This window comes from Binatus sp. (SeqCode) (assembly GCF_036522015.1).
Taxonomy (GTDB): Bacteria; Desulfobacterota; Binatia; order Binatales; family Binataceae; genus Binatus.
In genome coordinates this window covers 1-14,046 of the sequence record NZ_DATDGQ010000003.1, presented here as the reverse complement: position 1 = coordinate 14,046, position 14,046 = coordinate 1, and the positions used below count along the sequence as shown (strand labels likewise).

At 60.9% G+C, this 14,046-nt stretch carries 20 protein-coding genes; 4 read left to right on the top strand and 16 right to left on the bottom strand.

The annotated features are described in order from the left end of the window. Positions 1-457 (bottom strand): enoyl-CoA hydratase-related protein (locus VIW95_RS00125; RefSeq protein ID WP_331582738.1); only part of this gene is annotated, 457 nt, incomplete at its 3' end. 107 nt (positions 458-564) lie between these two features. Then, entirely contained in the window at positions 565-1,377 is an 813-nt protein-coding gene (locus VIW95_RS00120) for an SDR family oxidoreductase (RefSeq protein WP_331582736.1), read from the bottom strand. An 84-nt stretch (positions 1,378-1,461) separates the two neighbouring features. Between VIW95_RS00120 and VIW95_RS17415 the strand changes: the two genes are divergently transcribed. Continuing rightward, positions 1,462-1,746 carry a GIY-YIG nuclease family protein gene (locus VIW95_RS17415; RefSeq protein ID WP_349259265.1) on the top strand — a complete coding sequence of 95 codons (285 nt, stop codon included), beginning with the start codon at positions 1,462-1,464 and terminating at the stop codon, positions 1,744-1,746. 24 nt (positions 1,747-1,770) lie between these two features. Here VIW95_RS17415 and VIW95_RS00115 read toward each other — a convergent pair whose 3' ends face one another. The 11 genes from VIW95_RS00115 to VIW95_RS00065 all read right to left on the bottom strand — a co-directional run bounded on the left by VIW95_RS00115 (position 1,771) and on the right by VIW95_RS00065 (position 9,342). Next, positions 1,771-2,547, bottom strand: a complete 777-nt coding sequence (locus tag VIW95_RS00115; protein WP_331582734.1) for an AAA family ATPase — start codon at positions 2,545-2,547, stop codon at positions 1,771-1,773. Between the two features lie 21 nt (positions 2,548-2,568). Further along, entirely contained in the window at positions 2,569-3,051 is a 483-nt protein-coding gene (locus VIW95_RS00110; RefSeq protein ID WP_331582732.1) for a DUF2231 domain-containing protein, read from the bottom strand. A gap of 25 nt (positions 3,052-3,076) precedes the next feature. Next, positions 3,077-3,439: a hypothetical protein gene (locus VIW95_RS00105; RefSeq protein WP_331582730.1), complete on the bottom strand. Its 363-nt coding sequence runs from the start codon at positions 3,437-3,439 to the stop codon at positions 3,077-3,079. A gap of 86 nt (positions 3,440-3,525) precedes the next feature. Continuing rightward, positions 3,526-3,726 (bottom strand): hypothetical protein, encoded by a 201-nt coding sequence (locus tag VIW95_RS00100; RefSeq protein ID WP_331582728.1) that lies wholly within the window; start codon positions 3,724-3,726, stop codon positions 3,526-3,528. A gap of 67 nt (positions 3,727-3,793) precedes the next feature. Continuing rightward, positions 3,794-4,702, bottom strand: a complete 909-nt coding sequence (locus VIW95_RS00095; protein WP_331582726.1) for a LysM peptidoglycan-binding domain-containing protein — start codon at positions 4,700-4,702, stop codon at positions 3,794-3,796. 131 nt (positions 4,703-4,833) lie between these two features. Next, positions 4,834-5,268, bottom strand: a complete 435-nt coding sequence (locus VIW95_RS00090) for a DUF1772 domain-containing protein (RefSeq protein ID WP_331582724.1) — start codon at positions 5,266-5,268, stop codon at positions 4,834-4,836. A gap of 9 nt (positions 5,269-5,277) precedes the next feature. Further along, positions 5,278-6,255 (bottom strand): ROK family protein, encoded by a 978-nt coding sequence (locus tag VIW95_RS00085; RefSeq protein WP_331582722.1) that lies wholly within the window; start codon positions 6,253-6,255, stop codon positions 5,278-5,280. Next, complete coding sequence (locus tag VIW95_RS00080) at positions 6,252-7,001, bottom strand: TlyA family RNA methyltransferase (RefSeq protein ID WP_349259264.1); 750 nt, start codon at positions 6,999-7,001, stop codon at positions 6,252-6,254. The genes VIW95_RS00085 and VIW95_RS00080 overlap by 4 nt, the downstream gene beginning before the upstream one ends. 58 nt (positions 7,002-7,059) lie before the next feature. After that, positions 7,060-7,341 (bottom strand): exodeoxyribonuclease VII small subunit, encoded by a 282-nt coding sequence (locus VIW95_RS00075; protein ID WP_331582718.1) that lies wholly within the window; start codon positions 7,339-7,341, stop codon positions 7,060-7,062. 15 nt (positions 7,342-7,356) lie between these two features. Further along, the gene (gene xseA, locus VIW95_RS00070; protein WP_331582716.1) at positions 7,357-8,712 is read right to left on the bottom strand and encodes an exodeoxyribonuclease VII large subunit; all 1,356 of its coding nucleotides are present in this window, start codon (positions 8,710-8,712) and stop codon (positions 7,357-7,359) included. Positions 8,713-8,760: 48 nt separating this feature from the next. Continuing rightward, the gene (locus VIW95_RS00065; RefSeq protein WP_331582713.1) at positions 8,761-9,342 is read right to left on the bottom strand and encodes a dethiobiotin synthase; all 582 of its coding nucleotides are present in this window, start codon (positions 9,340-9,342) and stop codon (positions 8,761-8,763) included. 72 nt (positions 9,343-9,414) lie between these two features. Between VIW95_RS00065 and VIW95_RS00060 the strand changes: the two genes are divergently transcribed. Continuing rightward, positions 9,415-9,942 carry a DUF1003 domain-containing protein gene (locus VIW95_RS00060; protein WP_331582711.1) on the top strand — a complete coding sequence of 176 codons (528 nt, stop codon included), beginning with the start codon at positions 9,415-9,417 and terminating at the stop codon, positions 9,940-9,942. Positions 9,943-10,002: 60 nt separating this feature from the next. Here the strand turns inward: VIW95_RS00060 and VIW95_RS00055 are convergent, their stop codons facing one another. The 3 genes from VIW95_RS00055 to VIW95_RS00045 form a co-directional block, all read right to left on the bottom strand. After that, complete coding sequence (locus VIW95_RS00055; protein WP_331582709.1) at positions 10,003-11,442, bottom strand: S41 family peptidase; 1,440 nt, start codon at positions 11,440-11,442, stop codon at positions 10,003-10,005. Between the two features lie 114 nt (positions 11,443-11,556). Beyond that, positions 11,557-12,138: a TlpA disulfide reductase family protein gene (locus VIW95_RS00050; RefSeq protein ID WP_331582707.1), complete on the bottom strand. Its 582-nt coding sequence runs from the start codon at positions 12,136-12,138 to the stop codon at positions 11,557-11,559. A 7-nt stretch (positions 12,139-12,145) separates the two neighbouring features. Continuing rightward, entirely contained in the window at positions 12,146-13,018 is an 873-nt protein-coding gene (locus tag VIW95_RS00045; RefSeq protein WP_331582705.1) for a prolipoprotein diacylglyceryl transferase, read from the bottom strand. Positions 13,019-13,120: 102 nt separating this feature from the next. Between VIW95_RS00045 and dtd the strand changes: the two genes are divergently transcribed. Together dtd and VIW95_RS00035 are read left to right on the top strand one after the other, a co-directional pair. Further along, positions 13,121-13,579: a D-aminoacyl-tRNA deacylase gene (dtd, locus tag VIW95_RS00040; protein WP_331582703.1), complete on the top strand. Its 459-nt coding sequence runs from the start codon at positions 13,121-13,123 to the stop codon at positions 13,577-13,579. Then, the coding region (locus tag VIW95_RS00035; protein ID WP_331582701.1) for a DUF1285 domain-containing protein at positions 13,579-14,046 on the top strand (468 nt) is incomplete at its 3' end. The genes dtd and VIW95_RS00035, both read left to right, overlap by 1 nt.

Sequence of the window (14,046 nt, the reverse complement as noted above, 5' to 3'; positions counted from 1 at the left end):
CGATCATGCGCGGGACGGTCCACAGGCTGAGCGCTTCCGGAATAACGCCGCGGCGCACGAAGACGAACCCGATTCGCGCGCTCTCGGCCGCGACCCGGATGTCCCATTGCATCGGCAGCGTGATTCCCATCCCGACCGCGGGGCCGTTGATCGCCGCGATTATCGGTTTGCGCACGTTCCACGGCCGAATCGCCGGGGCTGGACGCTCGCGACGCTCGGCGCGCGCGTCGGCATCGAACGTATTGCCGCCGCTCGACAAATCCGCGCCCGCGCTGAACGCGCGGCCCGCGCCAGTGACGACGATCACGCGCACGTCGTCGTCCTTGTCGTACTCGGCGAACGACGCGTACAGTTCCGCCGCCATCGTGCCCGAGAACGCGTTCAGTTTCTCCGGGCGATTGAGCGTGACGGTAGCAACGCCGTCTTTGACTTCCTTCAGAATGTGTCCGCTGGCCATTTGGTTTGCTCCTTGTGGGAAGGGTGAATCACTTTATTGAATGTGAAACCCGCCGTGGGTTTCACGCTTCCTTGGGCAGGGGTGACCCCTGCATCCAGTACATGTGGCTACTTCTTCGCGGCCGGATTTTGCGTATCGGCGAACGCCATCATTTGCTCGATCTGTTCGCGGACCAGTTCGGGATTGTTGCCTGCCGCCTTGTCGAGGTCGCCGATTTCTTCGGGGACGTACCAGTGCAGCTTGTCTGAGGTGTAGGCCTCCCAGACGATCTTCGCGACTTCTATCGGTTGAATCAGCCGGAACATTCCTTCCTTCGGTGCTCGCTCGGCGGTTCCCTCCGGCAAAATCGCGGTATCGATCAGTCCGGGCAGCGTGTCGGCGGCGCGTACGCCGTAGCGACGGAACTCGATCGACAGAGCCTCGGTTAATCCCTTCACTGCATGCTTGGTGGCGGAATAGACTGCGATTCCCGGCATCCCGTAGGTCGCCGACGAGGACGACGTGGTGAAACAGAGCGAGCCCGGGGTCGCCTTGAGCAGGCCGATCGCGGAATGGATCCCGATGAGCACGCCGATGAAGTTTACGTGCACGACGCGCAGGATGTCCTCGAACGGCTGCTCGTCGAAGAAGCCGCCAACGCCGATGCCGGCATTGTTATACAGGATGTTCATCTTACCGCCGGTCGCCGCGCCGAATTCCGCGAGCGCTTTCTCGTAGTCGGCCTTATCGGTGACGTCGAGCCGCCGCACGACGCAGTTGTCGGCGCCCAATTCCTTCTCGAGCGCGCGCAGTCCGTCGGCGTTAACGTCGTAGCCGCCGATGAACCATTCTTTTTCGCGAAACAGGCGCGCGGTCTCGCGGCCCATCCCGGATGCGGCGCCGGTGATGAAGATCGATTTGCGGCCGTTGGCCTTTCCCATAGAATTCTCCCGATGCGGTTACTTCGGATCGAACATAGTCGAAGTTCGAGGCCGCTGGCGAATGGAACCTCTCCCCCGGCCCCACTGGCCTCCCCTTCTGGAGAGGGGAGCGAGGAGACAGGGTGCTTCGTTTATGTGCTGGGTAGTTGCGGGCACGACGGCTATCGAACCTACGTCGGGTGGACGAACGATCTTGAGCGGCGAATCGCGCGGCATAATGCGGGCACAGGAGCGCGGTCGACGCGAGGCCGCGTATGGTTCCTGCTGTATGCGGAGCGTCACGACTCGCGCGAAGAAGCGATGAGCCGCGAATGGCATTTGAAACGCAATCGCCCTTTCCGACGAAGACTGACGAACGGCAATTTGTGATGAGATCCTACCTGGCAGATGGCGCTAGGTTTCATCGTCGTCATCAGGCTCTTCGGAGAATAGGTGCCTGAAGTAGCGTTCCGGTGAGGCCAGGAACTGTTTGGTGACCCGGTAGTGGTCGGTGTCCTCGTATTGCACCCCGCGAATTTCGTCGTTGTCGAGGCTGAGTAGTACGGCGCCGGGATACGCGAGAATAATCGGCGAATGGGTGGAAACCAGGAACTGCGCTCGGCCCGCTTTCTCCAGTCGATGGATGATGCTCAACAGGCTCAGTTGCCGCTGGGGCGAAAGCGCAGCCTCGGGCTCGTCGAGGATGTAAATTCCGCGATCGAAGCGGTTCGAGAACAGCGCGAGAAAGGATTCACCGTGAGATTGATCGTGGAGTGGGCGGCCACCATATCTATCGAAGTTGCTACCGGATTGTTCTATGTAGCTGGCGAAATTGTAGAAGCTCTCTGCGCGCATGAAAAATCCGTCGGTTACTTTGAGTGACCAGGATAGGCGAAGGGCGGAAGCCATATCTGACTGGTCCTGGTGCCCAGCAACTTGGTGATCGCGACCGCCGCCCTGCGGACTAAAACCACTGTTCTCAGCGATTGCCTCAAGCAGGGTGGACTTTCCCGATCCATTTTCCCCGACGAAAAACGTGACGTTCGACGTTATCGCGACATCGATACCATGGGAGAACGCTGGGATGTTGAAAGGATAGCGACTCTGATCGACACGTTCCGGCAATGCCGTAATGCGCCTCAGGAACGGACCTGAAACCTTGGGAGACGCACGCTTCCTACGACTGGCCATGAACGAGGCTCGGAGTCTTGGCTACTTCTTGAAGTCGATTGGTTGGGGGCAGGCGGAGCCGCCGGCGTTGTATCCATAGACCATTTCGCCGCCCAGGTCTGCGCCTGCTGCTATTAGGCCCATCAGCGCTAGTAGGCCGGCCATGAATAGGACGCGCGCTCTCGTTGGCATTGGTCGCGATGCTAGCGCCCACACAGTTAGTGCGCCGGTTAGTATCGATGCGGCTACCATCAGGTGTTTGTGATGAGCTAGTAGCTGTTGGCGGACTGACTCTGAAACCATCAGGCCGGGTGCTGCGTAAAATCCGCTCGCTAGTGCCAATCCCGCGCTCAGTGCCGCAAGTAGCAACATCCAGAGGGCGGTCCATTGGAGTTTTTCGCTCGCGGTTATCCATGCGAGGAAATAGAGGAGTGCTGCGCCGTAGATGAAGGCGATCGGGAAATGCACTATCAGGGGATGGTAGTTCTGTAGCTGCGATGCGCCTGGCAGGATGCGCTCTAGCACGACGCTGTCTGCCCGCGGCTACCCGCTACTTCACTGATTCGACGACGATGTATTGTGTGCCGTTCTTGCTGTATTCCTTGCCGGTCACGGTTACCTCGTCTTCCATTCGAGAGGTCACGCTGGCGGGAAGCGGGGACGCGTCCTTGTTGGGTAGCAGGATGTAGGACTTCTCGGTGCCTTTTTCGATAAGCGTCACCGGGATTCCCGCGGACGCGCACTTGATCGCGCATGCCTTGTGGCCTGCGCCCTTCGCGCCCATCGTGCCGTAGCAGTACGCGTCTTCGAGATTGCCCGTGACCGATGTTGAGGCGGTATCGGCGGCGAGAGCAATACCAGCTAGTCCGATCGCGACAATTATTCCTAGTCCGAATGTCGTCAGACGATTCATCATTCACCTCACAATAAGCGAGCGAAGATTCGGAACCTAACCCCTAACCCCTTCCCGTGCTGGGAAGGGGAACTGGATAGGAAGGATTAGTGCGCGGCCGAATGCATCATGCAGTGGGCGCCCATGCTGTGCTGGCCGCCGGAGCAGCACGATGCGCTCGGGCAGCATCCCTGCTTTTTCACGCAGCATTCGGGGGTGTCCGACGCGCTCTTGCCGGTAGCAGAAGACATTCCAATGGGCGCAACTATCATGGTCGCGAGTAGAGTCATTAGCGCAAGTTTTTTCATGATGAGCCTTCCTCTCGATCTTCTAATAACTCCCGGAGGTGAGAGTTACAATCGCAAAAATGAAAAACTAGCGGCGATAGGAACGCGCTTCGACTGTCGACCCGACGTCGCCGCCTCCGAACATCTCGCGCCATCCTTTGCGGCGGCCTCCGGGCAATTTCGCGCCCATCCGTTGCAAGTGCGTCTCGAGAATATTCTTGAGTTCTTCGTTGAGCCGCTCGATCTCGACTTCCTCCGGCATCCTGGGGCGCGGCTGCCCCTCGGCGACAGCGCCACGACGCCGGCCGTAGAGCTGCTGCAAGCGCAGCTCCGCCTTCGCAAACGTCGCCTTGTACTTGTAGTCGAGCCGGCTGAGCGCGTCGGTCATCGCGGCCAGCGCGACGAACCTGCGCCGCATCCGCCACCATTCGAACATCGTCAGCAGCATCACGCCGAACATGATGAGCGCGAAGATTCCGAGGCTGATCGCAGTCGCGCGCCACCACGGCAGCAGCTTGACCCCAAGGTCCAAATCCTGGTTCTGGCCGGTCAGATCCTGCACCTGCGTCTGGAGCGACTTGACCTGCTCCTGCGCCGAGTCGGACTTCTGCTCCGCGGCCTGCTGCTGCGCGCTCAGCGTCTCGATCTGCGCCTTGAGGTTGGTGACTTCGGTGGTGAACGGATGCGGAATTTTCAGCACCTCGTCAACCTGCAGCTCCTCGTCAACATTCATCCGGTTGGCGTGGGCAACCTCTTCAGGCGTGACACCGAACATCGCGGCAATCGCGCCGACCGTATCGCCGGAGCGCACAGTGTACGGGATGACGTTGGCGGGCCGATTAGCAACGGGCTTCGGCGCCGACGTGTCGGCGGGCTCGTCAGTCGCGCTTGGCGCCCGGACTACTTTCGCGGGTGGCGAGGAGGGCGGAATCGTAGTCTCGTTGATGTCGGTTTGCGCGAACGCAAGTCTGCATCCGGCAACGATAAACGTCGCCACGAGGGCAAGGCTTGAAATTGTTGAGCAGTACCTTCGCGCGCTCATATGGACCCCAGACCCGCGAACCAATTCCCAGTATCTATCAGATTCAGCCTAGGGTCTAGGATGTAGCACGGCTGCTACGAGCGCCGCTAAACGAGCCCATGCGCCAGCATCACGGCCAAACCCAGGGTTGAAAGAATATTTCGGACCCAATGAAGCCTGCCCCAATGCTTCAGCATCGAGACAGCCTCATCAGATCCTGGGGGCGCCTTCTCGTCCAGCAGCCGGTTATTGACCGGCATCATCACAAGCAACGTGAACGGAACCGATGCGCCGACCAAAATGCCGCCGATCGCCCACCACCAGTCACCGGTCAGCACGGACACAGTCACCGCCGAGAGGAGGCAGACGATCGCATTCGAACCTTGCCACGGTGCGGCGTGCCTATACATCCTTCCAAACTGGACCACTGCGGAGCTCATGTCCGTCACGATCGCGGGATAGAGCACCACGGAGACGAACAGGCCGCCACCGGCGAAGAAGGCGGCGGTGAGTGTCGCAATGACTTTGAGTAGCGGCACCATTGCGGGACGTTACGAACGCGCCGGCGGATTCAGGGCAGCGTAGGCCGCACCCACCACGCCACCGCGCGGACCCAGCGCGGCGCGCACGATCTTCGCCTGCGAGGCGATCGCGGTGAAGGCTCGCGCGCGCACCTGCGCAGTCATCGTTTTGCGCATGTATGGCAGCGCGCCGGCAACGCCGCCGCCAATCACAACCAGCTCGGGGTTGAAGATATTGAGGAACGACGCAATAGCGATTCCGAGGTAATGACCGGCGGTCGCGAACGCCTCCAGCGCGAGCTGGTCTCCGCGGCGTGCCTGGGCCGACAGTCCTCGCACCGAGAAGTTTTTTTCAGAATCTACAATTGGCGCTGGGAGCGGCGCCCCCGGCGGCAGTCCCAGCCGATTCTCGACCAACGCGCGCAGTCCCGACGCGGAGGCGTACGACTCGAGGCATCCGCGCGAGCCGCAGTCGCATGGCGGACCGTCGGGATCTACGGTCACATGCCCCAATTCTCCGGCCATGCCGCTGTGCCCGTGGACCAGTTTGCCGCCGACGATCAGACCGCCGCCGACTCCGGTGCCGAGCGTCAGCAGCACGACGTCGTGACGTCCGCGCGCCGCGCCGCGCCAGTATTCGCCGAGCGCCCATGCGTTCGCGTCATTGTCAACGACGACCTTGCGCCCAATCAGCGCTTCGAGCTTGCAGCGCAGCGGGTATCCGCGCCATGCGGCGACGTGCGGCGCTTGCATCACGGTGCCGGTGTGCACGTTCAGCGGTCCCGGGACCGCGACCCCGATCGCGCGTGGCGAGCCGAGTCCGCGCCGGCGCGCGGTGGCGAGGAGATGAATGGTCTGCGCGGCTATATTTTCAGCGACCGCGCCTGCCTCGCGCGACGCGAGCGACGGTCCGTGCTCGATCAACAAGACGTCGCCGGCGACGGACACGGCTGCGCATCGGATATTGGTGCCACCCATATCCAAGCCGACCGCCCATGCTCGCGTCATTTGCCGGATTCGCCGGGGAACTTCATCAGCGCGAGATATTCGCGATTTCCTGCTGCGCCCTCAATTGGCGATTCGAGCGTGCCGACCACGTTCAGCCCGATCTTCTCGGCGAACTCGACGATTCCCGCGACTGCTTCGCGCCGCAGCTTTTCGTCCTTGACGACGCCGCCTTTGCCGACCTTGCCCTTGCCGACTTCGAACTGCGGCTTGATCAGGGCGACAATCTCGGCCCGCGGCGCGACCAGCGCGAGCACCGCCGGAATTACCAGCCGCAGCGAAATGAAGCTGGTGTCGATGGTCACGAGCTCGGGCGCGTGAGGCAAGTCGGTCGGCGAGGCGAGCCGGATATTCATGCGATCGAGCACGGTGACGCGCGGATCCTCGCGCAGCTTGAGTACAAGCTGGCCGTAGCCGACGTCCATCGCGATGACGGCCTTGGCGCCGCGTCGCAGCAGCACGTCGGTGAATCCGCCGGTCGATGCGCCGACGTCCATCGCGAGCTTGCCTTCGACCGAGATGCCGAAATGCTCGAGCGCGGCGATCAGTTTGTACGCTCCGCGCGAGGCGAACTGCGGCGCACCGGCCATCAGCGCGATCTGGGTTTCGGAATCGACCTTGAGGTCGGCTTTGTAGGCAGGACGCGAGTTTACGCGCACCCGTCCCGCCATGATGAGACGTTGGGCGATTTCGCGGCTGTCGGCGAGACCGCGGCGCGCCATTTCAGCGTCGAGCCTGAAGCGGGCCAGAGGCGCTGAGGAGCGCCGGGTCCTGGTTTTAGGCTTGGGCTTCGCGCCGGAACCGTTGTTAGAAGGGTGTTTCGTCGTCGTCCTTCGCGCCGGCGGGATTTTCGTCATCAGACGATGGTTCAAAGGGCGCCGTGCGCAGTTCGCCGCCGGCGCTCCGCGTTAGCAGTTCGACCTTGCGCTCGACTTCGTCGAGTTTCCCATTGAGCGCCTTCACCAGCATCACGCCGCGTTCGAAGGCTCCGATCGATTCATCGAGTGTGAGCTCGCCCGAATCGATCTGAGTGACAATCGTTTCGAGCTCCTTCAGCTCGTCCTCAAATTTTTTCGTCTTCGTAGTCATCCCTGGATACTACTTCTACAGAGTCCGGCCAGTCGCGCGCGCACTGAGCCGACCCTTGGCCAATCTGATGTCGAGCTCGTCGTCGAACTTCACCGTCGCCGCGTCGAGCACCGCGCGCGAATTGATTTTGTTGATCACGACGGCGTAGCCGCGATCCAAGACTTTCAGCGGCGACAACGCGTCAAGCCGTCCGGCATCTGCGCCGAGTTGGCGGCGTTTGGCTTCCAGAGCCGACGCGACGCCATGAACAAGATTGTTGCGGAGCCCGGTAGTCCGCAGGCGCATGTCGCGGACTGTCGCATCGGGACCACGAAGGCGCAGCCGCAATTCGCGGACGCTGCGCCGCCCTTCCGCGATTCGCGACGACACCGCGTCGGCAAGCTCAGCGTCGAGGCCGGCGAGGCGGTCGCGCGCCTCGGCGATAATGCTGCCGGTATGGCGGATGCGGTCAGCCAGGTCGTCCACCGATTCGCGCCGGCCCGAGAGTTCGCGATCCATCACGCTCGCGAGCGACGCGCCCAGCACTTCAACTCGTTCCTTCAACTCGGCAAAACTGGGCACGACCATCTGCGCGGCCGCTGTGGGAGTGGGCGCGCGCAGGTCGGCGACGAAATCGGCGATCGTGTAATCGACTTCGTGACCGACTGCTGAAATCACCGGTATCTGCGATCGGAAAATCGCGCGTGCGACGACTTCTTCGTTGAACGCCCACAAATCTTCGAGCGAGCCGCCGCCGCGTCCGACGATCAGCACCTCGGCCCGGCCGTCGCGATTGAGGTCGGCGATCGCGTCGGCGATTTCATTGGCCGAGCCGTCACCCTGCACTTTCGCGGGCCGGAAGATTACCTGCATGCTCGGGAAGCGATCGAACAAGATGCGCAGCATGTCGCGGAGTCCCGCGCCGCCACTGGCCGTCACGATTCCAATCCGTCGCGGCAGGAATGGAATTGCGCGTTTGCGCGCGCGATCGAACAGTCCTTCGACTTCGAGCCGGCGCTTCAACTGCTCGAATGCGACCTGCAACGCGCCGACGCCGCGCGGCTCCATTTCCTCTGCGTAAAGTTGCAACGCGCCACGCTGCTCGAAGACCTGCACGCGGCCGCGAACGATCACTTCCATCCCGTCCACGACTTTGAAGCGCATCCGCTGGAACGCCGTCTTGAACATCACGACGTTGATCGCGCTGCGGGAATCCTTGAGCGTGAAATATAAATGGTTCGACGGCGCCAGCCGCGCATTGGAAATCTCGCCGACCACCCAACCCTCGCCGAGTCCCGCGTCGAGCGTATCGCGAACCATCCGCACCAGGTCCGATACGGTGATCAGGCCCGTGCGATGGCCGCGCAAAGAAAGATTGAGCTGCCCCGCCATTGTTCGCATAGCCTATCAGAACAAGTTGGCAGGCACCTATATGGCGGATTAGATGAGCTTTTCGACGATTACCTTGGCCAAGGGCTCGCGATGCCGCATCCGGCCGAGGTAGAGAGGTCCGACCAGTTCTCGCAGTGATACCTCGTCGACTGCTGGAGTTGGATCGCAATCGCAAAGGATGTAGCCGCGGATTTTTAATCCGCGGTCGCCGCAGCGTTGAATAGTCAGCATCGTTGCATCGAGGCATCCGGGGCGATTTGAGACTACTACGATGACTTCGAGGTCGAGCGTCGCGGCCAGGTCGGCGAAATCGAGTATGCGTCCGGCTTCGACCAACACGACGTCATTTTGCGCCGCGATTTGGTCGAAGCATTGCACGATATGAGCAAGGTCGGGCGCATCCACGAGCGCAGAATCTGCGGGATAACGATACGGGCAAATCAATTCAATCGGCATTGTGGAACCGACTGCGAGCGCTAATGCTTGCGCATCCTGCGATTCGGCCGTGTCCACCGGTTTCATCACGCCGACGCGGATTCCGCGTGCTCGCATCGCGAATCCAAGCGCGCAGCCGACTGTGGTCTTGCCCACTCGTGCGCCGGTGCCGGTGATCAGGAATCCTCGCGCCATGGCTGATCGTCCGGGAAATTGAGGCTACCATCAAGCCGGGGCTCGTGATCGAGAATCGATGGAGGGGAATCAATGACCAACGCTCACGCCACAGATGTCGAGAAATGGGAACGGCAGCGCATCCGTCACGTCCATCGCCACAAGCCTGTCATCAACATCAACCAGGTTGACGCCGAGAAGCTCACCACCGGGCAGCGAATCGCGGATCGGCTGGCGGCGGTGATGGGCAGTTGGCCGTTCATCATCGTGCAGTCGATCATCCTGGCGTTTTGGATCACGCTGAACGTTGTCGCGTACATCAATCACTGGGATCCTTACCCGTTCATCCTGCTCAACCTCGCGCTGAGTTTTCAGGCTGCGTACGCCGCGCCGATAATCATGATGTCGCAGAATCGACAAGCCGCGAAGGACCGGCTAATGGCCGAGCAGGACTACGAAGTGAATTGCAAGGCCGAAGACGAGCTGAAATCGATCATGACGCATCTCGAACAGCAGGACGAAGTGATGCTCGACGTGTTGCGGCGGATGGAAGGGCAGCATCAGGTGATCCTCGACAAGTTCGGATTGATCGCGCCCGACGGCAACCCGGCGCCTGCGTAAAAAAAACGCCGGACATCTTTGCGATGCCCGGCGCGTTGCGAACTTTTCTGTTGCGGTTGCTTAGTCGCCCTTCGACTTGCTCTCGCCCTCGCCGGAAACCGCAGATTGGGTCTCGCCCTTGGCCAGCTGCAGTTTGAACGTGTTCCAATGCTTCAGGATGTCGATCGCGCGATCGAGCTGCACATCTTTTTCCTCTTTTGCCTTGGCGCCCTTGGCACCTTTCGCGCCCGGCGCTTTGTCGCCCTTGTCGGCTCCTGGAGCAGGTAGCGCGTTTTCGTCAGTCGCAGGGCTGCCGTCCTTCTTCTGCCCGTTCTGGAAATGATGCGGCAGATCTCTCTCGTGGATTTCCGGGTTCTCGTCGAACTCGCCGCCCTGCTGGGTTATCGACGCGATCGTTTCCTTGGGCGGCGCGACATCGACATCGGGCGTGATCCCCACGGCCTGGATCGAGCGGCCGGCGGGAGTGTAGTAGCGCGCCGTCGTCAGGCGCAGCGCGGAATGATCGTCGAGCGGCAGAATTGTCTGCACCGAGCCTTTGCCGAAGGTCTGGGTGCCGAGAATCACTGCGCGCTTCTGATCCTGCAACGCGCCCGCAACAATCTCGCTCGCGCTGGCGCTGCCGCCATTGACCAGCACCACCATCGGGTAGTCAACCCAATCTTTTTTCTTGTGCGAGAAGTATTTTTGCTGCTGATTCTCCTCGCGTCCCTGCGTATAGACGATCAGCCCGCCGTCGAGGAAATCGTCCGAAACCTTCACCGCCTGGTTCAGCAAACCCCCCGGATTGTCGCGCAAGTCGAACACGATTCCCTTGATCTTGCCGTGGTCCTTGGATTCGAAATCGTCGATCGCCTTCTCCACGCCCTCGCCCGTGTTCTCCTGGAAGGTGGTGACGCGGATATAACCGTAGCCCTCGGGCAGCATCTTCGCCTTGACCGATTGAATCTTGATGACGTCGCGCGCGAGCGTCACCGTAAACAGCTCGGGCACGTTGTTGCGATGGAGAGTCAGCCGGATCTTGCTGCCCTTCGGCCCGCGCATCCGCTTGACCGCCTCGGTAAGCGACATGTCCTTGGTGAAGTCGTCGTCGATCTTGATGATCTGGTCGCCGGCCTTGAGTCCCGCACGATACGCCGGCGTATCCTCGATCGGCGCAACGACGGTCAACGCACCGTTCTTGATCGTGATTTCGATTCCAAGCCCGCCGAAGCTGCCACGCGTCTCGACTTCGAGGTCGCGGTACAGGTCGGGCGTCAGGTACGCGCTATGCGGGTCGAGCGACGCCAGCATCCCGCTGATTGCGCCGTCGATCAGCTTCTTGGTGGTGACCGGTTCGACGTAGTTTTTTTGCACGATTGCGAGCACGCTCGCGAACGTGTCGAGCTCCTGGTAGGTGTCGTTCGAGAGGGCCTGGGCTCGGCGGACGGCGACCTCCTGAAGGACCAGGAAGCATGCGACCAGCGAAACCGCCAACGTGATGGACCAGCGATGTCTTTTCATCATGGAGATTTAAATATGTTGGAACCCGTGATTATGAGTTGTCCATTTAAGCAGATGCAGCACTCTGATGCATACGGTTGCAACATCGCTTCGATTGCCGTCCAGATTCCCTTTTTATCCCTGCTTTGAGTCGAGGAGTTGCTGCAACGCGTCCTTGACGTCGGGCCGCGACCAGTCAAAAGCGCCCATGTGATGCGCGACAATCTGCCCTTTTCGATCGATAATGAACGTTTCGGGGACGCCGCTCACGTCGTAAGTCTCACCGATCTTATTCTCGGGGTCGAGCAGGATTGTGAACTGGTAGCCGTTTTTGGCGACGTACGGCGCCACCGCCGCGCGTCCCTTGGTGTCCTGGCTGACCGCGAGCATCACGAAATCCTTGTTTTTCTTGAAATCGTCGTAGAGCGTCTGCATCGAGGGCATTTCCTCGCGGCAGGGCTCGCACCAGGTCGCCCACACATTCAGAAATACGACTTTGCCGCGCAGCGATTCGAGTGAAACAGTTGTTCCGTCCAGCTTCTCGAGCTTGAACTCCGCGGCCTGGCTGCCGGCCGCCACCGGAGCCTCGGAACCGTTGCTGATTCCCGATGAATTCTCGATGCGCGCCCCGCGATGCCCGCTGAGCACGACCAGCGCGAGGCCCGTCATTACGACGACACCCGCGACCAGGTAAAGGATTTTATCCTTGATCTCCATCGCTCTCTCAGGCCTGCGCCGTCTTCATCGCCGGGCGCCGATCTTTCTCGCCGGGATGCTGCTGACTGCTATCTGCGTGAGCCTGTCCGTTGGTGAGAATCAACGCGACGCCCCCGAGGATCATCATCGCGACCGCAATCAGTTGCGCTTCACTGAACATGTAGAAAACTCGCGGATTGATTCGCCAGAATTCGACCAGGAAGCGCGCGGCGCCCGCCAGCACCAGGTACCAATAGAGGAGGCGACCCGGCGGGTAAGACGTCTTGCGCATCGACCACAGTAGGTAGAACACGCCGAGATACAGAATAGTTTCGTACACTGGCGCCGGATGCACTCGCACGCCGGGGAAAAATCCCGATACGAGCTGGTAGTGATCGTCGAGTTTCAACACCGTCTGAGAGTTCCAGCCCACGATTGCGCGCGGATACGCCATCGCCCACGGCACGTTGGACACGAGACCCCAGTCGCCATCGCCGGCGAGCTGGCATCCCATTCTGCCGATCGCCTGTCCGATCGCGAGCGCGGGACCGCACATGTCCATCGTCGAGCCGAACCCGATTCGATACCAGCGCGAAACCAGGTATGCGCCGAAAATTCCGCCAATCATGCCGCCGTAGAATACGAATCCCGAGCCGGAAAAAATCATCGTCTTGGGATCGGCGAGATAGGTGGGCAGGTCGTCGAGAATCGCGTAGAGCCGCGAACCGACCAGCCCCATCACGGCCGCGGTGATCACGATCGAGGACGAGTACTCAGGATCGTAGCCGCGCCGGATGCATTCGAGGCGGATAACGTAGTCGGCCGCCAGGAATCCCAGCGCCATCATCAGCCCGAAGCTGTAAACGGTCAGCGGGCCTAGGTGGAACAAGACAGGAATCATTGTTGGTTCGAATTATAGTACGCAAACGCCCGCGCTGACCACAAAGGTTATTTTCAGTGGGCGGCTGGCGCGGGCGTACCGGTCTATATATATGACGCAATCATGCGGGCAGTTGTTCAACGCGTCAGCCGCGCGGAAGTGCGCATCGACGGGCGCGTTATCGGCAAAATCGCGCGCGGATTCGTCGTGCTGCTTGGAGTTGCGGACGGCGACAACGAGTCTGACGCCGCTCATCTGGCAGACAGAATCATCGGAATGCGCATATTCGCCGACGCCGCAGGCAAGATGAACCTGTCAATTGCGCAAGCCGATGGTTCGCTACTCGTCGTATCGCAATTCACGTTGCTCGCCGACACCAATTCGGGCCGCCGGCCGTCGTTCACCAAAGCCGCGCCGCCCGACGAAGCGCGCCGGCTTTACGAGCATTTTCTCTCGCTCGCGCGAATCCGCGGTGTTAAAGTCGAGGCAGGCGAGTTCGGCGCCACGATGGAAGTAGATCTCGTCAACGACGGCCCCGTGACGATAATTCTCGACAGCCGTGAGAGCGTGAAACACAACTGATGCCGCGGGCGGGTTTCTATACCGTCGAATCGGGTAAGATCTCGTTTCGGCGCGACGGCAACTGGTACAGCGACGACGAGCGGATCGACAACCCGCGCATCGCGCTGCTGTTCAGCCAGAGCATCAAGCGCAACCCGGACGGAGACGGCAGCTACTATCTGCAAGTCGCCGAAGAACGCGCGTCGATCACCGTCGAGGACACCCCGTACGTCGTCAAGGCGCTCGAGGATGACGAGCTGGGCGGCCTCACGATCGTGCTGAATGACGACACTCGCGAGCCGCTCGATCCTGCCGCGCTCGAAGTCGGCGCCGACAACGTGCTCTATGCACGCGTCAAGGGCGGAGACATTCGCGCGCGCTTTCTGCGCTCCGCCTACTACCATCTGAGTGACCGCTTCGAATCCGACGACTCCGGCCGCTTCTACGTCAACCTCAAGGGACATCGGTACCCGCTCGGCAGCGCGCCC